The sequence below is a fragment of the Synechococcus sp. MU1611 genome (genome assembly GCF_020514255.1).
Classification (GTDB): Bacteria; Cyanobacteriota; Cyanobacteriia; order PCC-6307; family Cyanobiaceae; genus Parasynechococcus.
Window position 1 is genome coordinate 646,551 of record NZ_VTLC01000001.1, and the last position, 20,693, is coordinate 667,243.

Below are 20,693 nucleotides of genomic sequence, written 5' to 3' on the forward strand. Positions count from 1 at the left end.
ATCAGATCACCGTGCCGTCGGGAATGGTTGCGTTTTTCTGAACAACCACGATTCCATTACGGATATAGAAACCCTGATCCGAGCGATCCGCTTCTTCGACGTTGTCCTTGTTGATGATCGAGACACCCGAACCGATGCGAGTGTTCTTATCGAGGATGGCTCGTTTCACAGTGGTGCCCTTACCGACACCAAGGGGGATGCCACCGCGTTCCTTGAGAACTGCACGCTCATCGCTCGATTCGAAGAAATCAGAGCCCATCACCAGCGTGTCCTGAAGAACGACGTCACTTTCGATCCGGCTGCGTACGCCAAGAACACAGTGGTGGATGCTGCAGGACTTCAAAATCGAGCCTTCTCCAACGATCGAATTGATGATCTGAGCGTCAACAAGTTTGCTGGGAGGCAAATACCGGGGACGGGTGTAAATCGGGAATTTTTCGTCGTAGAAGCTGAAAGGGGGTGTGGGCTGTTGGGTCAACGCAAGGTTGGCTTCGTAGAAAGCACCGATCGTCCCAATGTCTTCCCAATAGTCGTCGAACACATAGCTCTGAAGGTTGTCGCCCCTTGCAAGGGCCTCGGGAATGATCTCTTTGCCGAAATCCTTGTGGCCGGGATGCTTATCAAGCAGATCAAACAGGGTCTCACGGCTAAAGACGTAAATGCCCATCGAGGCCAGATAGGGCCTCTCCTTGGCAGAATCTGCACTCAAGCCAAAGCGAGAGGTGTCAACAGCCATCTCCAGCAGTGAATCACCCTTGGGCTTTTCGCGGAACTCCTTGATAGTGCCGTTTTCATCCGTACGCATGAGGCCGAAGGCCTCAGCCTGTTTGGGATCAACAGGGAGGGCGGCAACGGTGAGATCAGCACCAGTGCGGCGGTGATGCTCGATGAAAAGGCTGTAATCCATCCGGTACAGCTGGTCACCGGAAAGGATCAAATACTCATCAACATCCCACTCCTGAAAAAGCCATTGGTATTTTCGAACTGCATCTGCAGTGCCCTCAAACCAAGTAGGGCTATCGGGGGTCTGCTGGGCGGCGAGAACCTCAACGAATCCTCCACCGAATGAATTACTGAGGTTGTACGTCTGGCTCAGATGGCGGTTGAGCGATGCGCTATTGAACTGCGTCATCACGTACATCTTGTTGATGTCGGAATTGATGCAGTTGCTGATAGGGATATCAATCAGACGATATTTACCAGCCAGAGGGACAGCCGGCTTGGCACGCATTTTGGTGAGTGGATACAGGCGCGTACCAGCACCTCCGCCCAGAATGATGGCCAAAACCCGCTTCATGCCGTTATCCCAAATCGGCGTTGCCGCAAGAACTTACCGGAGTTTTTGGCTTAAGAACCGTCTTGGAGAAGAATCAGTCGAGATTACTGGGATTCAGTTCGCGACTGAACGGCTCGACAGGTCAAGAGGCCTCCAAATTGAACAGTCTTTCCACGATCCGAAGAGCCTGTTGACGATCCTGCCGTGTCTGCGGAGCCCGCAGCTGAGTGACTGGGGTATGGAGGATCTTATTGATGATCCCCTTGCTCAAGGCCTCAACAACCTTACGCTCTCGGGCTGAAAAATCAGGACCCATCCTGCTAAGGGCCTTCTGCAGTTCCTCCGAACGGATCGATTCCATGGAGGAACGCAGCTGGTTGATCGTCGGTACTGCCTCAAGGCTGTCCCACCATTCCAGGAACTGCTGCGCTTCCTGCTGAAGCAACTGCTCTGCCTCTCGAGCGATGGCTTGGCGAGCTTCCTGATTGCGGGCGACGACCTCCTGAAGATCATCCACATCGTGGGATTCAACGCCGTCAACCTCGGCAGCATCAGCAGCGATGTTGCGGGGCACCCCGATATCGATCAGGCGAAGCTTGCTGCGACGGTTCAGTGGAGCCAGCCGGGACGCATCAATGATCGGGTCATCCGCAGCGGTACTGGTAAACACCAGGGAACAGGTGCTCAGATACTGATCCAGATCGGAGAGCGGCCTGCACTGAACCGGAAGATCAGGGAAATCGGCAGACAGCTGTTCGGCACGGGCAACAGTGCGGTTCAGCAGCACCACCCCTGAAGCACCCTTGGCCTGCAAGTGCTGAAGCAGCAGACGGCTCATGCGCCCTGCACCAACTACAGCGATCTGCTCACTTTCCAGGGTGACCAGTTGATCAAGACCACGGGACTGCCCAAGCTTCAGCTGGGCAAGCTCAACGGCCGCTGAACTGATTGAAACGGCTCCCGTTCCAAGATTGGTCTCACTGCGGACCCGCTTGCCTGTAGTGACAGCCTGGGTCAGCAAGCGATTGAGGATCGGGCCCAGTGATTTGTGCTCTTGCCCGAGCCGCATCATCTTCTTGACTTGGGAGAGGATCTGTCCTTCCCCAAGCACAAGACTGTCGAGACCTGCTGCCACCCGCATCAGGTGGTCGACAGCGTCTTCGTGGTGAAAGCTGAACAGGTGAGGGGTCAGTTCACCTGTCTCAAGGCCGGAATGACTGCTGAGGAAGTCGCTGACAGCAGACACGCCGAGGTCGGGGTTCCGAACCAGGGTGTAAATCTCAAGACGGTTGCAGGTGCTGAGGATCGAAGCCTCGAGCACCTGCTCATTACCGCGTAGCGATTGGAGCGACGTCTCCATGGTCTGCTCAGGGATGCTGAGCCGTTCCCGGATTTCCACCGGTGCCGTGCGATGACTGAGGCCGACGACGGCAATATGCATGGAGACGTTCCTCTCAACCAGTTAGTGACGATCAGCTCAGAGCAATGCTCTGGGCACCGTCTTTGATGTGCACGGTGTTGGTGAAGCGGCAGGTGTTGTCCAGGTTGCTAATCACCAGGCTGCTGGTGCGTGTGCAGTCCGTTTCGAACTTAACTCCATTGAAGAGCAGACCATCAGTGATGCCGCTTCCTGCGAAACAAACATGCTCACCGCAGGCCAGTTCCTCAGCTTCGTAGACCTTGTCGGGATCTGTGATGCCCATCTCAGTCAGACGCGCCAGGTTGCCCTCTTTGGTCATGTCAGCCCATTCGGAAGTTTGAGCCACAGCCGGGTCGTAAACCAGCTGGCCCTGGAAATGGCCACCGAGAGCGCGCATGGCAGCAGCAGAGATCACACCCTCAGGTGCTGCACCAATGCCCATCAGGCAGTGGGTACCAGTGCCGGCAAAGCCACAGGCGATCGCAGCCTGAACGTCACCATCAGAGATGGGTTGGATCCGTGCACCGGTAGCGCGGATCTCAGCGATCAGATCCTTGTGACGAGCACGATCCATCACAACGATGGTCAGTTCGTCAGGGGCAAGCCCCAGGCATTCGCTGAGGATCTTGATGTTTTCAGTGGCCGACTTGCGGATATCCACTTTGCCCTTGGCTGCCGGGGGCGCAGCCAGCTTCTTCATATAGAAGTCGGGAGCATTGAACAGACCGCCACGGTCGGATGCCGCAAGAACGGCCATTGAGCCACGCTGGTTGTAGGCACAAAGATTGGTGCCTTCGCAAGGGTCAACGGCGAAATCGACGCCAGGACCATTGCCAGTACCGACCTCTTCTCCGATGTAAAGCATGGGAGCTTCGTCGCGTTCGCCCTCACCGATAACGATGCGACCTTGCATTTGAATTTGATTCATGCGCTTGCGCATGGCATCAACAGCCAATGCATCCGCTTCATCCTTCAGACCTTTGCCGGAGAGCGTGGCGGAAGCGATGGCGGCTTGCTCGACGATCTCGAGAATTTCCTGAATGAGGGTCTGATCCACGGGACTCCGGATGGGGTGGTACGGGTTGGCGAGATCTCCTGGACGGGCAGTTTGCCGCCGCCGCAGTGGATCTCGACGTCTGAGCGCGGCTCACTGTATCAGTGGTTGCAGGAGTCCCTAAAATCACTCGGCATTTCGCGCTCCACTTCCATGAGCACCAAGCCCCTGGTGATCTCGCCGTCGATCCTGTCGGCTGACTTCGCACGCCTCGGCGAAGAAGTGAAAGCCGTGGACGAAGCAGGTGCGGATTGGATCCATGTGGATGTGATGGACGGGCGCTTTGTCCCAAACATCACCATTGGCCCCCTGATCGTCGAAGCGCTTCGTCCCGTCACCCAGAAGCCGCTTGATGTTCACCTCATGATTGTTGAACCGGAGAAGTACGTCCCCGACTTCGCCAAGGCCGGTGCAGACATCATTTCGGTGCAGGTTGAAGCATGTCCGCACCTGCATCGCAACCTCGCTCAGATCAAAGACCTGGGCAAAAAAGCAGGCGCGGTGCTCAATCCCTCGACTTCCCTCGAAACCCTCGAGTACTGCCTTGAGCTTTGCGATCTGGTGTTGATCATGAGTGTCAACCCCGGTTTCGGCGGCCAAAGCTTCATCGAAAGCCAGGTACAGAAAATTCGCGACCTGCGCCGCATGTGCGACGAAAAAGGTCTTGATCCCTGGATCGAAGTGGATGGCGGCATCAAGGGTGCCAATGCCTGGAAAGTCATTGAAGCTGGCGCCAACGCAATTGTTTCCGGCTCAGGGGTGTTCAACCAACCTGATTACGCTGAAGCCATCAAAGGGATCCGGAACAGCAGCAGCAAAGAAGCTGTTCTCGCCTGATCCTCAGGTCGTTCGCGTCAATAGCACCAAGCCCGGCATCCATTGCCGGGCTTTTTTATTGCCGGCAGACACCATGAGCTCAAGCGAGGGCTCAGCACGGATGGTGGCTTGACGCCATAGAGAACAAGGCCCAGTGGTGGCTTGAGGCCCCAAAAAGATTCAACGTTCGAGGAATCCACAGTTTCATCATCTCCAAAGATTTGGAGCCACGGTGCAGCAAAAGAGACACCGATAATTGTTTTATGAACGTTGAAGTCAAGCTAGTTGCAGCATTCCTAGCCCTCAACGCTGGTGTGATTGCACTTGCTGTTGCTGGATATGCCAAGGGAGGCATGAACATCAGTGCCGTGCTTCAACACTTGAGCTCATAAGCCAAATGAAAAAAGGCAGTGGCCCACCACTGCCTTCTTGTTGATAACACCGGTCTACAAACAACGTCCAGCTCTCCGGCGTATCCACTTGAGTTGGAATACTGATGATTCAACCAATCGCCTGAACGATGGTGAAACTGTCGAAGTCGGAGGCGTCCAATGCCTGACGACGGTCCAACTCAGCAGAATTTAGAAGCTGCCTGACTGGCCTAACTAGCCACACAGCCAGACGCTTCGTTCAGCTTCAAAGAACGCCAACAAGGTTCAGGCCATCCCTGCTGGCAGGGTTGGCCTTCCTTTTTGAACATTTTACTTGTGCATAGCTTGCTGAAATCAATGGCAGAGTGGCAGCACATTGAACAATGTATTTGTCTTGCCTCTAAAGATTGTGTGATAGTAAGAAGAAGGCACCAGAAGGAAGTGGACGTCGGGTCACCCGAACAACTCGAGGACGGCAATTACCACAATCAGTGATATTGAACACAAAACAGAAATCGATATTATGAAAGCATGAAATAACGCGATGACCCACAGGTCACAGCGCGAGATTCACACATAACCAAGGAGAAGACAATGAGCAGACGAGGAATCCATCCACTTCTAAGGGGTCTTGATCGGCCTCAACGGATCGCACCCTCCAGACATCCCGTCCAGCTATCTGGTTTGGAGTCGGCACAGCGGAAACGTTATCTTCGATCAGAAGCGGAGGAAGCAGAGAAATCCACCACAACTCTCAGACATTGCTCATCTAATTGAGGTGAAATCGCTCTAATGAAGCGCAAGCCAATCCAGGAGACATCTCATCTCTGCTGGATTGATGCCTAGCTCGATGAGTCCAAAGCCTTAAGGCTGACGACGGCTTCACCATCTTCATCAAGTTCCAATGCATCAGCAGCTCCATAGGCAAGGTCGATAACCGTGCCCTTCTTGAAGGGTTAACGGTCGTTGATCACGACAATCACACTTTCATTGGTGTCTCCTCGCGTCACTTTGACCTTTGTTCCCAAAGGCAACTGGAAGTGGGCTGACAAGAAGGGTGTGGGGGAGAGTCCACGTGGGCCTCGATCCCCCTCAGAGGTGGGGAGAGTCCGTTAGGCCTCGATCCCCTTGTGGCGGCCGCTTTCGCTGCCAGACCCACAAGTCCACCATGGTGAACATCGGCAGGAGCTAGCCCACACCACAGGTTTTCTTCAGACTGACGACATGCAAGGTTGATCGCGCCTGTCGCAGACAGCAATCCACCGTTCTGGAGGTAACAGGTATGCCATCCATCTCACCCCCTAGAAAAAATATCGTTAGCAATCGTGTCTTTTTGACGCAGGCTTACTTGAAAGAGATGTTGGCCGTTTTGGAGAAGCCATGAATATCTCCCTTGAGAGCAATTAAGTAACTCAAAGTTGGTATCAAGCGGATAACACCATGCACCGCAGTGGGTTTACAAAACTCATCAGAGAAATACACCTTCCGCAACGTTGAGCCTTCCCATTGCCTTTAGGTTTCTACTGTTGGCATTCGCCGGAGCAACCGTCGTCTCTGTGGCTAACTCAAGAAAAGACTTCGCCCTTCTCGCAGGCACGTTCCTCGTTGGCCTTGGTGCCCTAGAAGCAGTGATGCATGTCTATGGCGGCTGACTGAGGGATAAAAGGAGCCGGGGTCCGCACGCATCGGGAGTGGATTGCCCACTCTCAACTCGACAACAGACATTGACTATTCCGTTACGGAACAGACTTTTTTTAGAGAAGAGCGGAATTAACCCCAGTTAGCACTGAGCCCAAATCACATCCTCGTTAAACATCGCTCTGGAGGGGATCCGAATTGAATAAGCACCCGTTATTCACCATGATGAGAGCGAGTGCCTGTGTGCATCGTGACGGTCAAAACAGCTCATCGACATCAAAATCCACTGCGACATCTAGCATTACTGGTGGCGGGATCTGAGGCGTGTTCAGGCCCTTTCAGATAGATCACCTGCCATGACGCGGTTCAGGATGACCTGCTTGATCATGGCGCGGTCTCGTTCCACGTAGATCCTCGCCATGTGATCTGGATTCGACTTGGAGCGCAGGTTGTCCAGAGATTTCTCAAGCTTGCCAAGAACCTCTTCAACGTGAGCGCCGGGGTTGTCTCCAAAGCTGTCGTAGTTGGCCAAGGCTTTGTCGAGTTTTTTGATCAAGCGCGTGGCGGCAGTCATTGATGGCAAAAAAATTCTCGATAATTGTGGTCGTAGAAAGCTCTGTTCAACAACTTCGTCAGGCCCTCCACATCTTCCATAAAGCAGTGGTGTGTCATTGATTGCACCCTCGTCCTCGTATCCCCCATCAGATTCCTCCTTTCCATGGGGGCTATCCCTCTAGCTCTCGCTACGGGAGCAGAACCACAGGAGAAATGGGAGAAGAAGGGGGATCAACAAACTGATCACACGGGGGAACGAAAGACACCAAGAGGCTTGTCCTCATCAGGAAGGCGAAAGCCAATGGAAGTCATATCGCGCTGGAATACTTCTCCCCATTGCCATCACAAACAACAACGCTGTCAAAATAGGGCAAGCCGGATAATCCTCATCAAAGAATCACTTGATCATTGAACGCGGAACTGACAGGATTTGTTTAAGAAGATAACGACCACTACAGCAAAACAACGAGGATAATATTCGCCCCGGAAAAGCCTGCAAATCATCAATGTCCAAGAACAACATTACTCACGCAGATCACACATCGCCAAAAGCTCACGCCAAGGCGAATCGTATTTAGACATTTCTTGACCATAAAAACACATGAATAAGCCAGAACATGAGGAAGTAATATTTTCGAAATAAGTATCCCTTAGGTTGAAATCTCTTTAGGAAAAAACAATCCATGTCAAACACCATCATTGGCATGACTACGCGCCAAAGAACCAGCCATAACTATGCAAACCAATGCCTAGAAGATTGACGCCGATGTAGCAAACAGCAATCACCACCAGTCCCACCACAGCCACAAAAGCAGGACGCCGGCCCTGCCAGCCGCGGCTCAGACGCGTGTGCAGATAAGCCGCATAGACCAACCAGCAGATCAAGGCCCAGGTCTCCTTCGGATCCCAGCTCCAGTAACTTCCCCAGGCTTCGTTCGCCCAAACCGCGCCACTGACAATGCCCACGGTGAGCATCAGAAAGCCAACCGTGATGGTGCGGTAGCTGAGACTGTCGAGTTGCTCATTGGTGCTCAGCTGAACAGATTGCAGCTGAACAGAGCCACCATTCCCTATCGAGGCCGCCTGCCGAAAGCCACCACTGCCGATCGAACTGCTGCGCAGCTCCAAAGCCTGGTCGCGATCCGTGATCAGCACCGCAAGGGATAGAAGCGATCCCACTAGCAAGGCGGCGTAACTCACCATGATCACGCTCACATGCATCACCAGCCAGCTCGAGCGCAGGGCAGGCACCAGAGGTGCCGCTGACTGCAATTGATCCGGTAAAGCAAAACTGGCAAAGGCAATGCAGCCAAGCCCCATCGGTGTGGCCGCTGCCGCAACGATCGGTGAAGGCCAGGCCCGTTCCACCAGCAGCTGGGTGAGTGTGCAAGCCCAGGCCAGAAAGCAGAGCGATTCGTAGAGGTTGCTGATTGGGAAGTGCCCGGATTGCCACCAGCGCAGAATCAACTGGGCCGTGAACAGAAGGTTGGCCATGGCAACCAGCAGGCGCACCAGGCCGGCACGAGACTGGCTCGACACGGCCCAGAAAGCCAAAGGCATGGCCACCAGCAGCAATACAAAGCCGGCAAAACCAAGGCTGGTCACCAGCTCAAAAGGCGTGTTCAGCACACCATTTCACGAAGAAATGCCATTCTGACTCGGCAGATCAACGACTGGCCTGTTTCAGCATCAGACCACCCGCACCCAGAAACAAAACCACAGGAAGCCATGCCGCCAGGAGGGGGGGAAGGGTGCCCTTCACTCCAAGCGAACTGAAGCTGAAGCCGATCACGTAATAAACGGCGATGATCCCAAGCGTGAGCACGAACGAAAAGCTGCGGCTGCTGCGGTAACTGGGCTGAGCACCGAGGGTGGCTCCAAACAGGCCGAACACCAAACAAGCCATTGGAACCGTGAACTTCTCCTGGATCCGAACACTGATCTTGCGAGCTTCTTTGATGCTTCCGGCCTCCTCATACACCCTCTGAGCCTGCAAGGCTTCGCCCACGGTCATGTTGACGGCATCTTGCTCAATCCCAGCCAGACGTACGGGTCCGGAGCCAAGGGGATAGACATAACGATCAAAATCGGCCTTGGTCGAACTGCCATTGGCCGCCAAGGTCAGAATCTGCCCATCGAGGAAATCCCAGCTGGCCTGATCCTCATTCCAGATAGCTCTGTCCGCACGCAACATCTGGGTGAAACCAGATCGAGAGAAATCCAGAACCGTCACATCCACCATTTCGCCGTCCTGAAACTTGCGGGAATAAAACAGTTGGTTCAGGCCCTTGCCGTCTTCCTCACCCTGGGAATCGATGCGGCTGCCGAAACGTGGATAAATGATGTCGCGACCTGTCTCACTAGCGAGTGAGCGCCCCAAGGCCCGCTTCAAGGTGACCTCTGCATAGCGTTGGCTTCGGGGAACCACCACGTCGTTGAGAACGAAGGTGAACAGGGTCATCACCATCGAAAGAACGAGGGCCGCACTGATCATCCGCACCGTGGTGACACCGAGGCTGCGCAGGGCGGTGAGTTCACTGTTCGCCGAAAGGCGGGTGAATACAAACAGCGATGCCATCAGGGTTCCGATCGGAACGGAGAAGGCCAGCCAACGCGGGATGCTGAACAGCAGAACCTGCACCGCGATCGTGATCGGCAGGTTCTTATCGACCATCTGCCGCACCAGCTCAAACATCACCCCGCCGGTAAGCAGCAGAAGGGTGAACAGCGCGATAAAGAACAGCAGAGGGCCCAGGAGTTCCTGGAGCAACCAGCGGTCAAGAAGAGCCAGCCGCATCCAGGTGGCCCGTTTAAAACGTTCCAAAATCACAGCTGGAATCCCTCCCCGAGGTAGTAACGCCGCACCTGGGGATCGGCTGCGACCTCATCGGAGCGTCCTGCAGCCAACACCGCTCCATCGTTAAGGATGTAGGCACGATCGGTGGTGGCCAGCGTTTCGCGCACGTTGTGATCGGTGATCAGGATGCCCATGCCCCGTGACCGCAATCCCTCAATCAGCAGTTGAAGGTCGGCGACAGCCAGAGGATCGACACCAGCGAAGGGTTCATCCAGGAGGAGATAAAGCGGTCCATTGACACCGGAGGCCAGCGCTCGGGCAACCTCACATCGACGACGTTCCCCTCCGGAGAGTTGGAAGCCACGGCGGTTCATGAACGCCGTGAGATGGAAGTCTTCAATCAGCTGCTGGCGCCGGTCCCGCCGTCGTTCAGGGCTGAGATCGGTCTGCTCAAGGGCAATATCCAGATTTTCGCGCACGGTGAGATTGCGAAAGACACTGGCTTCCTGGGGCAGATAGCCCACACCGAGACGGGCCCGTTGCGGCATGGGAAGGTCTGTGACACGCCGACCATCAATAACCACCTCACCCTGATCAGGGCAGAGCAGACCAATCACCAGGTTGAAGGTGGTGGTTTTTCCGGCTCCGTTGGGGCCGAGCAACCCGACCACCTCGCCAGGAGACAGAGCCAGATCCAGATCCTTCACCAGCTGACGCCCCCCCAATGTGATGGAGACGTTTGACAGTTCCAGGGTCATGGCGCCACCGGTGTGGTCGCGGGAGCGCCGTCCAGCACAGGCTGGCTGGGCTGAAGTGTCCATTGACTGAACACCTGCTGGCCAGGAAGGGGATTGGCAATCGCCCTTCCTTCCTCCAACAGGTAGGTGAACCGATCGGCACGGAGAAGATTGCCGTCGGTCTGGATCACGTCGACATCACCACTCAGCACAATCCGATCTTCTTCAGTGAAGTACTGCGCCTGACGGCTTGTGGCCACCAGGCCCCGGTCGGCATGAACCAAGCGAACGTTGCCACTGGCAGTGATCACACCCGTGCTGTTGTCTGCCGATTGCAGGTCGGATTCGATCGTGATCACACCGGCTTCAGCAGCTTGCTGGGACTGCGCAGGGAACAGAGGGCAAAGTGCAGCCAGAAGAGGCAGAAAGAGAAGAAGGCCCCCGGTACGGAGCATCGCCTTGGCTGCCACGCAATCAATCCACAGTTGGTTGAGGTTACCGGCGCTTCAGCTCTGCAACCGCAAAACAGGGACAGTGCATGACTCGGGATCCCCATCCAGCTGAAGTGCTTCAAGACGTTGCTGCGCCGCACCGCACAACGCCTCAAGATCAAGACCCAGATCCGGTGTACCTGGACGTTTCAGCCGTCCAAGCGCTTCGCCGTAGAGGATCGTTGCACCTCGCCGGTTGCCCCGTTGCAGATGCAACTGCGCGACAGCAACCTGCAGGATTCCCTGCAGACTGCGCCGCTCTGGATCAGCCGTTTCATGCCACAGCTCCTCAAACACATCGTGGGCGGCGTACCACTCACCTGCGTTGAAGAGCTCCAGGGCCTGATGAAAGCGGGGATCCGCGTGGGGCATCAGCGCTTGGCCTTCGCCGGCTTCTTGCCAGGAAGCTTGCGCAGACGAATCGACTCCGGCGTCACTTCGAGCATCTCATCGGGGCCGATGTATTCCAGAGCCCGTTCCAGGGTCATCTGAACCGGCGCTTGCAGCGTGTCCAGTTCCTCCGCACCGGCGGAGCGCATGTTGGTGAGCTGCTTGGTCTTGCAGACGTTGATCTCAAGATCCTGGGGTCGGTTGTATTCACCGATGATCATCCCTTTGTAGACCTTGGTTCCCGGGCTGATGAAGAACTGGCCACGATCCTCGGCATTCTTCAGCGCATAGAAGGTTGCCGTTCCTTCTTCGAAGGCGATCAAAACACCGTTCCGACGGGTGTCGAAGTCACCCATCATCGGGCGGTATTCATAGAAGGAATGGCTCATGATTCCTTCGCCGCGGGTGGCCCGGATGAATTCACCGCGGAAACCAATCAGACCGCGGGATGGAACGATGAATTCCAGCTGAGTGCGGCCGTCAGCACTGGTTTCCATGTTCTGCATTTCGCCCTTGCGGGTGCCCAGTTTTTCGATGCAGCTTCCAACCGCTGGTTCAGGAACATCCATCACCAGGGTTTCAACGGGCTCGCATGGGGTGCCATCGATGGTGCGGTAAATCACCTGAGGCTGAGACACCTGGAACTCATAGCCCTCACGACGCATGGTCTCGATCAGGATGCCGAGGTGCAGCTCGCCGCGACCACTCACCGAGAAGCGGTCCGGTGAATCGGTGTCTTCGACACGCAGGGCCACATTGGTGAGCAACTCACGCTGCAAGCGGTCACGCACCTGACGGCTGGTGACGAACTTGCCTTCCTTACCTGCAAACGGGGAATCGTTGACGACGAAGGTCATCTGCAAGGTGGGCTCATCCACCTTGATCAGCGGCAGGGCCGTGGGTTCATCCGGGCAGGCGATCGTTTCGCCGATATTGACGTCGTCAAAACCAGCCACGGCCACCAGGTCTCCGGCGAACGCCTCTTCGATCTCGATGCGTTGAAGGCCTTCGAAGCCCAGCAGCTTGCTGATGCGACCCTTCTTAACGGAGCCGTCGTCTTTAATCAGAGCAGCATTCTGGCCCTGTTTGATTTTTCCGTTGTGAACGCGACCAATGATGATCCGGCCGAGGAAGTCGGAATAATCAAGGGTGGTGATTTGAAGCTGGAGGGGCTTCTCGGGGTCACCAACCGGCGGCGGAACGTGGCGAAGGATGGCATCGAACAGCGGACGCATGTTGTCGCTGTCGGTCTTCATGTCGGGCTTGGCGAAGCCTCCGAGACCACTGCCGAACAGATAGGGGAAATCACACTGATCGTCGTCGGCCCCCAGTTCGATGAATAAATCGAGAACCTTGTCGACGGCAGTCTCGGGATCAACACGGGCACGGTCGATCTTGTTGACGAACACGATCGGACGGAGCCCTTGCTCAAGGGCCTTCTTCAGCACGAAGCGGGTCTGGGGCATCGGCCCTTCATTGGCGTCCACGATCAGCAGACAGCCGTCCACCATGCCCAGCACGCGCTCCACTTCGCCACCGAAGTCGGCGTGCCCCGGGGTGTCAACGATGTTGATCCGCGTGTCGTTGTAAGTGACCGCAGTGTTCTTCGACAGGATCGTGATGCCCCGTTCACGCTCCAGATCGTTGGAGTCCAATACACAGGTGGGCACCGCTTCGTTGTCGCGGAAAATCCCTGACTGCGCCAACAGCGAGTCGACCAGAGTCGTCTTGCCGTGGTCAACGTGGGCGATGATCGCGATGTTGCGGATCGCCTTGTTGTTGGCGCTCATGCGGGCTGACCGTAAGAATTTGTGAAGAACGCCAAAGGCGCAGTGCGACAGGTTATCTCAACGTGAGAATCGACTGGTGCGCTCAGGACCCCTGATCCGCAGACTGCCGCGGGTGACCCCGAGCTGGTGGTGGATCCGCTCCTGAGACCACACGTCCTGGGTGGCCATTCGACCCGCCATAGCCTCGGCATAGAGGCTGATCCGACGGCGTGTGGCGGCAGCATCCTCATCGAGGAGTTCAAGCCGAATCCTGCGCACGCCTGCCCGCAGCAGCGACGGAAGCGCTTCCACCCCGGATTGCGCAGTCCCATTGAAGAGCGTGTTGCGACAGCCCAAATCGGCACGCAGGGGATGGTCAACGCCACTGCGATCCCTCAGCGTTACGTGGTGCTTCTCGCAGGGACGACCGCAGTCGGTGTGGTCTTTTCCGTCGGACAAAAAGGCACAGAACAGGCAATGCTCCATGTGGAACAGAGGCATGTGCTGATGCAGGGTGACCTCCAGCAAAGCTGGATCAACAGCAGCCGCCAAATCCAGCAACTGCTGAAGGTTGAGGTCGTAACTCGCGGTAATGCGCTGCAGCTTCCAATGGTCGCGATACCAGTGAAAACTCAGAGGATTGGCAGTGTTGAGGGAAAAGTCGCCGATGCAGGGGGCCAAAGGGGTCAACACCTCCAGCTGATCGGCATTGCGCACGAGAAAACCGTCAGGGCGAGCGCGAATGAGTGGCTCAAGGCTCCAGCGTTCGTCGGGTCGTGTGATCCGTGCCCCGGCCAGCCAAAGTCCATCCGGCCAGCAGCCTCGCCCCATTGCCACCGCTTCCCGTAGCTCTCGGGGCTGCTCAAGGTCCGCAACCACCGACTGGACCGGCAGGCCCTCGTCGGAGAGATTCACCAGTGTCTGCAACTGCTCAAGACTGCGCACCAGAACAACCAGACCCGGCGCCGTCTCGCTCTGCGGGGCGAGAGATTGGGGACACATGCTGGCCAGCAGCTGCTTGGCATCCGCCCGTTCGAAAGCAGCCGGGATAGAAGCTGAGCCTGTTGTGTCGTCCAGCGAGGCCTCCAAAAGCTCAAGCAAAGCCCTGCGCATGCGGTTCAGCTCAGCCACAGGCAGGAAAAGATCTCCCTGCAGCTGGATTTCCAAAGACTGAAGCGACCAGCCCGTCCCCCCCAGCCGTCCCAGTTGCTCCTGGAGCCGTTCACGATCGAGGGGGCGCTGGGAGGCTTGCTGCAGCGGCATCATGCTGCTGAGCTTGAGATCCAAGCCCTGCGGGGCCAGCAATTGCAGTTCGAGCGGTGCATCCAGCCGACCGGACACCCGCAGTGCCAGATCCCGGGACCGAGCCTCCACCGTTCGGCGCGCAGCACGCTGCCAACGGGACTGCCAGTCGGGGTCGCTGGTGAGCCACACCGACGCTCCAGGGCTCAAGCCAGAGAGATCCGCACGATCCGGACCCAGCCGCAGCTTCCAGCGTTCGGCGCCCATCCGCTCACACACCATGATCCGGCCACCGATTTCCCGTGGTGGTTGCAAGGGATCAGACGAATGTTGTTCCAACACGATCCCCTGACCAGGATGCAACTGCTCTCGACTGCGAAGGTGCAACCAACCGCCCCGCTCAACCCGAAGCAGCTGCCCCAGCAGCGGACCACGCTTTTTGCTCCAGCGGCCATGTACAAGGCGACGGTGGTTCACCCCCTCCAGCCAACCGGTGGAGAGCCCCCTGGAAAACGCCAGCTCCAGCTGGCGTTGAACCTGCGGAGCCGAGACGGGGATCTGATCCAAGCGTTGCCGATAGGCATCGGTTACGGCAGCCACATAGGCCGCATCCTTTAACCGCCCCTCGATCTTCAGACTGGCCACGCCGATCCGCTGCAACTCCGGCAGGAGCTCCCAGGCAGCAAGATCCTGGGGTGACAGCAGATAGCGCTGATCTTCGAGAGTGCGGGGCTCACCATCCACCACCATTTCGTAGGGAAGACGGCAAGCCTGAGCACATTCGCCTCGGTTAGCACTGCGCTGGCCGAGGGATTCACTCGTCAGACACTGCCCGGAATAGGCGACGCAAAGGGCGCCATGCACGAAAACCTCCAACGGCATCACGAGGTTCCGCTGGGCTAGTTGCTCCTGCAGGCGCTCGAGATCACGAAGGGCAAGTTCACGGGCCAGCACAACCCGCTGACAACCAAGCGCTGCAGCCTGGGCAATCCCCGCTGAGCTCGTAATCGACATTTGGGTGGAGCCATGCACGCAGAGATTCGGCACCAGGAGCTGAGCCAACCGACAGAGCCCAACGTCCTGGACGATCACCGCATCAACAGCCGCCTCGTCGGCAGCAATCAGCAACTGTGCCGCTGCCGCGAGTTCATCACTGAACACCAGCACGTTGAAGGTGAGGAAGCCCTTCACATCGCGCTGATGCAGCCATTGCATCAGCTCAGGGAGGTCATCAAGTCTGAAATTTTCCGCTCGCTGCCGAGCATTGAAGGCATCAACACCGAAGTACACCGCATCAGCGCCGGAGGCGACGGCGGCCTGCATCGCAGCCCAGTCGCCAGCAGGAGACAGCAGCTCAGGGAGGGTCAAGGATCGCGCCTGGAGAAGCGACGGGCCACCTCAAAGAGACGCAATGCATCCGCATTGCCCTCATAGCGCCAATGCCAGGGTTCGTACATCACACCCTGCTGATTTCCCTGAGGGAAGGACAGAACAAAGTGATATCGAGCGGCATGGTCCTGCAGCCAGCGAAAAGCGTTGGTGTCTTGAAAGCTCTGGGAGAGGTTGGTTTCAGGAACCCGGCCATCACCGAGATCAACGGCATAACCAGTGCTGTGCTCGGAGTAGCCCGGTGGAGCCGATACCTGGGCACGTTCCTCTGCAGTCTGATTACGTTCCGAGGCCACATCAAAAAAAATGGACTCCTGCAGGGCCAACGAGCGAAACCCGCTGAGCAAGCGGAGATCGACACCGTCGGCCGCAGCGGAACGCATCATCGTGTCGAGGGCATCGGCTGCCTCCAAATTCAGTTCAATCCCCGGTTGAAACACGATGAGTTGATCCGCTTGCGCTTCGCGATATGGGAAGTGCCCCAACAGGCGTCCATCCGCATCGGGACGTTCACGAAAGCCTGAAATCTCGAGGGTCTGCGTGGGTTGCCGTCGAGACAACAGGGTGGGAGCGACCAGCACCGCTACCAGGGTTCCAGCGCAGACAAGTACAAGTCCGAAAAGCAGACCAGCAGCGCCATTTCCCTTTCGTTGACTCGGCGGTCGTGTCCGACGGGCGACCGGAATATCCTCCCGCTCGGTGCGTCGCGCAGAGGAGGCCCGAACCAAAGCGCTGATGCGTGTTGTTTCGATCGTAAAGGCACTGGCCAGTTCGACCCACAAAGGTCGTTGTGACAGTGATAGCTTCAAAAAACAATCCAGCGGAGACGGGCTGAGATGTTGCGAGTTGCGGTGATCGGCGGTGGCCCCAGCGGCTCCTGTGCTGCAGAGATTTTGGCCAAGGCAGGAATTCAGACCTGGCTGTTTGAGCGCAAACTCGATAACGCCAAACCCTGTGGAGGTGCCATTCCTCTCTGCATGGTTGAGGAGTTCGAGCTTCCGGACGAGATCATCGACCGCAAAGTGCGCAACATGAAGATGATTTCCCCTTCCAACAGGGAAGTGGACATCAAACTTGATCCCCTCGGCTACGACGACAACGCCTACATCGGCATGTGCCGTCGGGAAGTCTTCGACGCCTTCCTCCGCAACAGAGCCGCTGATCTAGGAACGACCCTGATCAATGGTCTGGTGCAGAAGATCGACACCGGTACCGACCGTCAGGGGCCATACACCATTCATTACGCCGACTACAGCGGCGGCGGCCCCACTGGAGAGCAGAAAACCCTCGGTGTCGATCTAATCATCGGTGCTGATGGCGCCAACTCACGGGTGGCGAAAGCCATGGATGCCGGTGATTACAACGTGGCCATTGCCTTCCAGGAGCGGATCAAGCTTCCGGCCGAGGAGATGACCTACTACGAGGATCTCGCGGAGATGTACGTCGGCACCGATGTATCACCTGATTTCTATGCCTGGGTGTTCCCCAAGTACGACCACGTTGCTGTGGGAACCGGAACCATGCAACAAAACCAGAGCCTGATCAAGGGTCTGCAGAAGGGCATCCGTGAACGGGCCAACAAGCGCCTGTTCCAGGGCGAAGTGATCAAGGTGGAAGCCCATCCCATCCCTGAGCACCCTCGTCCGCGACGGGTTGTAGGCCGAATGGCGCTAGTTGGCGATGCAGCTGGTTACGTCACCAAGAGTTCAGGAGAAGGGATTTATTTCGCTGCCAAGAGCGGCCGGATGTGCGCTGAAGCGATCGTGGAAATCTCCAACAGCGGTGCTTCCATCCCAACGGAAAAACAAATCAAGTCGACCTACATCAAGCGCTGGGACCGGAAGTACGGCGCCACCTATGCGGTTCTCGACATCCTTCAGCGCATTTTCTACCGCAACGACGCCGCCAGGGAGGCCTTCGTCGAGATGTGCGACGACAAGGACGTACAGAAGCTGACCTTCGACAGCTATTTGTACAAGCGGGTGGTGATGATGAATCCCTGGCAGCAGATCAAGCTCACCCTTCGCACTGTCGGCAGCTTGATCCGGGGCGAGGCCCTGGCTCCGTCGAAGTACAACCCTGTTCCCTCAGCAGTTGGTCGTTCAGACGGCGATTTTCTTGCCGAGGAAGCTTCACAGCAGATCAAGGCTCAGGCCACTGAGTCGAAAGGATCCAACTCCAAGGAAACGGAGTCGAAAGAAAAGGCCGGCGTCTCCTGAGGAGGCCGGCCCCAAACAACCCTGAAGTTGCTGGTTAGTTGCGCGACTCCATCGCTTTGCCAGCAGCATCTTTGATCCGTTCAATCCCCTGCTCAATGTTTTTGGCGGGGGATGTTTCTTTCTTGGTCGTCGACCAGACGTTGACTGCGTAGATGGCTGCTGCCGCCACGATGATGGCCGCGATCACAGTTCCAAGGCCGTTACCTCCTTGGCGGATCACGACAGGCTGCTGCTGGGTGGTGTTGGTCTCTTGTTCAGGCATTCCAAAGGAATGGACTGGCTCCTGATTAGCCACTGGGGCCGGAGCTGCCATTCATTTGGATTGAATCGATTCAAATTCAGCCAACACAGAAGCCTGATTGCGCAGAACGGCCAGCAGGTTGAGGCGGTTGAGCCGCAAGTCGGGGTCTTCGACCATCACCATCACACTGGTATCACCGTCGAAGAAGGCCTGAAGAATCGGGGTTGCGGCCACCAGCGCATCGGCTAGAGCTTGATACGACCGCTGCTGAGCCAAAGGTTGCAGCTGCTCCAGTGCGGCGAACAGATCCTGCTCACTGGCCGACTCGAAGCGTTCAGCCTGAACCACATCGCCAGCAACAAGCTGATCCCGTGCCAATTCGCCCTTCTCGGCCAGCTTGGCGGCCCGTTGAACAACCGCTTGCACGGCATCCAGCTGGCCGCTATCCCGGAGAGCACGCAACAGCTGAAGCCGCTGTTTCACGTCGAGAGGATCACTGAGCAAACGCTGGTTGGAAACGGCGTCTCCAGCAACAGCCTGCACCAGATCAGGAGCAAAGCCGTCGTCTTCCAGCTGGGAGACGATTCTCTGACGCATGAGCTGGCAAAGATCGTTGTGCAGCTGACTGGAGTCGACCGCAAAGGCCGGGAACAGGGCAGCCCACTCGGCCACGGCATTGGTCAAAAAGGCCATGAGGTCCAGCCGCCAACCCATCCCCCAGAGAATCTGCAATACACCGTTGCCAGCACGGCGCAGGGCATACGGATCTGAGGATCCCGTCGGGCGCTCGCCTTTGGCAAAGATGCTGAGCAGCAGCTCCAGCCGTTCCGCCACGGCCACCACAGCCCCCGCAGGCGTTGCTGGTAGGTCATCACCGGCACCTCGGGGCAGATAGTGCTCCACCACAGCAAGGGCGACCTCGCGGGGCTCTCCTTCCTCCAGGAGGTACTTACCACCCATCAGGCCCTGGAGTTCCGGGAACTCGCCCACCATCTGACTCACCAGGTCGTTCTTGCAGAAATGAGCTGCTCGCAGGGCCGCATCCGTAACGGCTTGATTGAGACCGAGTTGCTTCAACAGCAAGCCAGTGAGCCGCTCGATCCGCTCGGAGCGGTCGAGAAGACTGCCCAGCCCTTCAGCGAAGGTGACTCGATCAAGGGCTTCACGCCGAGATGCGCTGGATTGACGTCGGTCGACATCAAGAAAGAATTCGGCATCCGCAAGACGCGCTCCGAGAACGCGCTCATTGCCGCGGACAATCAGGGAGGCTGCCGGAGCCAAGCCGTTGCCCACCAGCAGGAACTGAGGACGAAGCACCGCATCAGCGGTCAGTCGCAGCGGATCGGATTGAAGGTCAGGCACTTGCAGCGGCACATAACGCTGATGGGCCTGCATCACCGTGCTGATCACTTCGGGGGGGAGCTGCAGGAAACGCTCAGCGATGGTTCCCTCGAGGACCCTTGGATCCTCGACAAGGTCGACGAGTTCCTCGAACAGGGACTCTGGACAGTCAGGAGTTCCGTTGGCGGCCTCAGCCGACTGATCAAGACTGGTACGGATCCGTTTAGCTCGCTCCGTGCGGTCAACAACAACACCTGCAGCGTCGAGGGTCTCAGCGAACGCATCCGCCGATGCGATGGAGAGCGGCTCGTCACCATGAAGCCGGTGGGCACGGCTGAAGCGATCGCTGCGGACCTCAGGATCAGCACCATCCAGCACCACAGGAATGACGTTGGAGCCCTGAAGGGCGAGCAACCAGCGGATGGGGCGACTGAAGCGCTGGGCTCCCGTTCCCCAGCGCATGAACCGCCGCCCCTGGAGGGCATCGATCCATTGGGGGATCAGAGCCTGAAGGAGATCAGCACTGGCTTGACCAGGGGTCAATACCGTTGCAAAGACGCAGGGGCCCTTTGGCGTCTCTCGCTGTTCCAGCGCTGAGGGATCGACACCGCAACGCTTGGCGAAACCGATCGCCGCAGGACCGGGAATGCCGTCCTTGAAGGCTTGAGCAACGGGGGGACCTTTGCGGTCTTCCTGAAGATCAGGTTGTCCGTCTTCCAGATCGGCGACGGAGACCACCAGACGCCGGGGGGTGCCGAACACCGACACAGCCCCGTGCCCAAGCCTTGCCTCACGCAAGTCGCGACTGACCCGCTGCTCAAGCTGGGTCAGCGCTTGCTTGACGAAATCAGCGGGAAGCTCCTCGGTGCCGATTTCCAGAAGAAAGGTTGCCGTCACGCCAAGGTCAGAGCCGGAGGCGACTGTATTGGAAGCCGTTTCGCTACGTT

16 protein-coding genes are annotated in these 20,693 nt (G+C 57.2%); 2 read left to right on the forward strand and 14 right to left on the reverse strand.

Annotation, left to right across the window (positions count from 1 at the left end; all coding sequences use genetic code 11):
• Nucleotide 1 precedes the first annotated feature (1 nt).
• The 3 genes from FZZ92_RS03860 to glpX all read right to left on the reverse strand — a co-directional run bounded on the left by FZZ92_RS03860 (nucleotide 2) and on the right by glpX (nucleotide 3,753).
• Nucleotides 2-1,297 (reverse strand): glucose-1-phosphate adenylyltransferase, encoded by a 1,296-nt coding sequence (locus FZZ92_RS03860; protein WP_166018315.1) that lies wholly within the window; start codon nucleotides 1,295-1,297, stop codon nucleotides 2-4.
• 121 nt (nucleotides 1,298-1,418) lie between these two features.
• The gene (locus FZZ92_RS03865; protein ID WP_226422622.1) at nucleotides 1,419-2,717 is read right to left on the reverse strand and encodes a glutamyl-tRNA reductase; all 1,299 of its coding nucleotides are present in this window, start codon (nucleotides 2,715-2,717) and stop codon (nucleotides 1,419-1,421) included.
• Nucleotides 2,718-2,748: 31 nt separating this feature from the next.
• A complete protein-coding gene (gene glpX / locus FZZ92_RS03870; RefSeq protein ID WP_115023262.1) occupies nucleotides 2,749-3,753 on the reverse strand; it encodes a class II fructose-bisphosphatase in 1,005 nt (334 codons plus the stop codon).
• Nucleotides 3,754-3,903: 150 nt separating this feature from the next.
• Between glpX and rpe the strand changes: the two genes are divergently transcribed.
• Nucleotides 3,904-4,587, forward strand: a complete 684-nt coding sequence (gene rpe / locus FZZ92_RS03875; RefSeq protein WP_226422623.1) for a ribulose-phosphate 3-epimerase — start codon at nucleotides 3,904-3,906, stop codon at nucleotides 4,585-4,587.
• 2,316 nt (nucleotides 4,588-6,903) lie between these two features.
• Here rpe and FZZ92_RS03880 read toward each other — a convergent pair.
• The 9 genes from FZZ92_RS03880 to FZZ92_RS03920 all read right to left on the reverse strand — a co-directional run bounded on the left by FZZ92_RS03880 (nucleotide 6,904) and on the right by FZZ92_RS03920 (nucleotide 16,673).
• Nucleotides 6,904-7,149 (reverse strand): hypothetical protein, encoded by a 246-nt coding sequence (locus FZZ92_RS03880; protein ID WP_226422624.1) that lies wholly within the window; start codon nucleotides 7,147-7,149, stop codon nucleotides 6,904-6,906.
• Between the two features lie 689 nt (nucleotides 7,150-7,838).
• Nucleotides 7,839-8,759 (reverse strand): c-type cytochrome biogenesis protein CcsB, encoded by a 921-nt coding sequence (gene ccsB / locus FZZ92_RS03885; RefSeq protein ID WP_226422625.1) that lies wholly within the window; start codon nucleotides 8,757-8,759, stop codon nucleotides 7,839-7,841.
• A gap of 37 nt (nucleotides 8,760-8,796) precedes the next feature.
• Nucleotides 8,797-9,927 (reverse strand): LptF/LptG family permease, encoded by a 1,131-nt coding sequence (locus FZZ92_RS03890; protein WP_255614012.1) that lies wholly within the window; start codon nucleotides 9,925-9,927, stop codon nucleotides 8,797-8,799.
• A 29-nt stretch (nucleotides 9,928-9,956) separates the two neighbouring features.
• Nucleotides 9,957-10,685, reverse strand: coding sequence for an LPS export ABC transporter ATP-binding protein (lptB, locus tag FZZ92_RS03895; protein WP_226397772.1), 729 nt, complete (start codon nucleotides 10,683-10,685; stop codon nucleotides 9,957-9,959).
• The gene (locus FZZ92_RS03900; protein WP_226397773.1) at nucleotides 10,682-11,119 is read right to left on the reverse strand and encodes an LptA/OstA family protein; all 438 of its coding nucleotides are present in this window, start codon (nucleotides 11,117-11,119) and stop codon (nucleotides 10,682-10,684) included. The genes lptB and FZZ92_RS03900 overlap by 4 nt, the downstream gene beginning before the upstream one ends.
• A 51-nt stretch (nucleotides 11,120-11,170) precedes the next feature.
• Nucleotides 11,171-11,527: a DUF309 domain-containing protein gene (locus tag FZZ92_RS03905; protein WP_226422626.1), complete on the reverse strand. Its 357-nt coding sequence runs from the start codon at nucleotides 11,525-11,527 to the stop codon at nucleotides 11,171-11,173.
• Entirely contained in the window at nucleotides 11,527-13,335 is a 1,809-nt protein-coding gene (typA, locus tag FZZ92_RS03910) for a translational GTPase TypA (protein ID WP_115023272.1), read from the reverse strand. Before typA ends, FZZ92_RS03905 begins: the two co-directional genes overlap by 1 nt.
• Before the next feature lie 57 nt (nucleotides 13,336-13,392).
• Entirely contained in the window at nucleotides 13,393-15,924 is a 2,532-nt protein-coding gene (locus tag FZZ92_RS03915) for a U32 family peptidase (RefSeq protein WP_226422627.1), read from the reverse strand.
• Nucleotides 15,921-16,673 (reverse strand): M15 family metallopeptidase, encoded by a 753-nt coding sequence (locus FZZ92_RS03920; protein WP_226422686.1) that lies wholly within the window; start codon nucleotides 16,671-16,673, stop codon nucleotides 15,921-15,923. Before FZZ92_RS03920 ends, FZZ92_RS03915 begins: the two co-directional genes overlap by 4 nt.
• A gap of 108 nt (nucleotides 16,674-16,781) precedes the next feature.
• On the opposite strand from FZZ92_RS03920, the gene chlP reads away from it, so the two are divergent.
• On the forward strand, nucleotides 16,782-18,164 hold the full coding sequence (gene chlP / locus FZZ92_RS03925) for a geranylgeranyl reductase (protein WP_115023276.1): 1,383 nt from the start codon (nucleotides 16,782-16,784) through the stop codon (nucleotides 18,162-18,164).
• 34 nt (nucleotides 18,165-18,198) lie between these two features.
• Here chlP and FZZ92_RS03930 read toward each other — a convergent pair whose 3' ends face one another.
• Nucleotides 18,199-18,426 (reverse strand): hypothetical protein, encoded by a 228-nt coding sequence (locus FZZ92_RS03930; protein WP_226406951.1) that lies wholly within the window; start codon nucleotides 18,424-18,426, stop codon nucleotides 18,199-18,201.
• A gap of 51 nt (nucleotides 18,427-18,477) precedes the next feature.
• Entirely contained in the window at nucleotides 18,478-20,643 is a 2,166-nt protein-coding gene (gene glyS, locus FZZ92_RS03935) for a glycine--tRNA ligase subunit beta (RefSeq protein ID WP_226422628.1), read from the reverse strand.
• Nucleotides 20,644-20,693: the final 50 nt, after the last annotated feature.

Excerpts from the sequence above, each read along its gene's own strand:
- FZZ92_RS03860 (WP_166018315.1), bottom strand. The coding sequence starts at position 1,297 with ATGAAGCGGGTTTTGGCCATCATTCTGGGCGGAGGTGCTGGTACGCGC.
- FZZ92_RS03865 (WP_226422622.1), bottom strand. The coding sequence starts at position 2,717 with ATGCATATTGCCGTCGTCGGCCTCAGTCATCGCACGGCACCGGTGGAA.
- rpe (WP_226422623.1), top strand. The coding sequence starts at position 3,904 with ATGAGCACCAAGCCCCTGGTGATCTCGCCGTCGATCCTGTCGGCTGAC.
- FZZ92_RS03880 (WP_226422624.1), bottom strand. The coding sequence starts at position 7,149 with ATGACTGCCGCCACGCGCTTGATCAAAAAACTCGACAAAGCCTTGGCC.
- FZZ92_RS03890 (WP_255614012.1), bottom strand. The coding sequence starts at position 9,927 with ATGCGGCTGGCTCTTCTTGACCGCTGGTTGCTCCAGGAACTCCTGGGC.
- lptB (WP_226397772.1), bottom strand. The coding sequence starts at position 10,685 with ATGACCCTGGAACTGTCAAACGTCTCCATCACATTGGGGGGGCGTCAG.
- FZZ92_RS03900 (WP_226397773.1), bottom strand. The coding sequence starts at position 11,119 with ATGCTCCGTACCGGGGGCCTTCTTCTCTTTCTGCCTCTTCTGGCTGCA.
- FZZ92_RS03905 (WP_226422626.1), bottom strand. The coding sequence starts at position 11,527 with ATGCCCCACGCGGATCCCCGCTTTCATCAGGCCCTGGAGCTCTTCAAC.
- typA (WP_115023272.1), bottom strand. The coding sequence starts at position 13,335 with ATGAGCGCCAACAACAAGGCGATCCGCAACATCGCGATCATCGCCCAC.
- chlP (WP_115023276.1), top strand. The coding sequence starts at position 16,782 with ATGTTGCGAGTTGCGGTGATCGGCGGTGGCCCCAGCGGCTCCTGTGCT.
- FZZ92_RS03930 (WP_226406951.1), bottom strand. The coding sequence starts at position 18,426 with ATGCCTGAACAAGAGACCAACACCACCCAGCAGCAGCCTGTCGTGATC.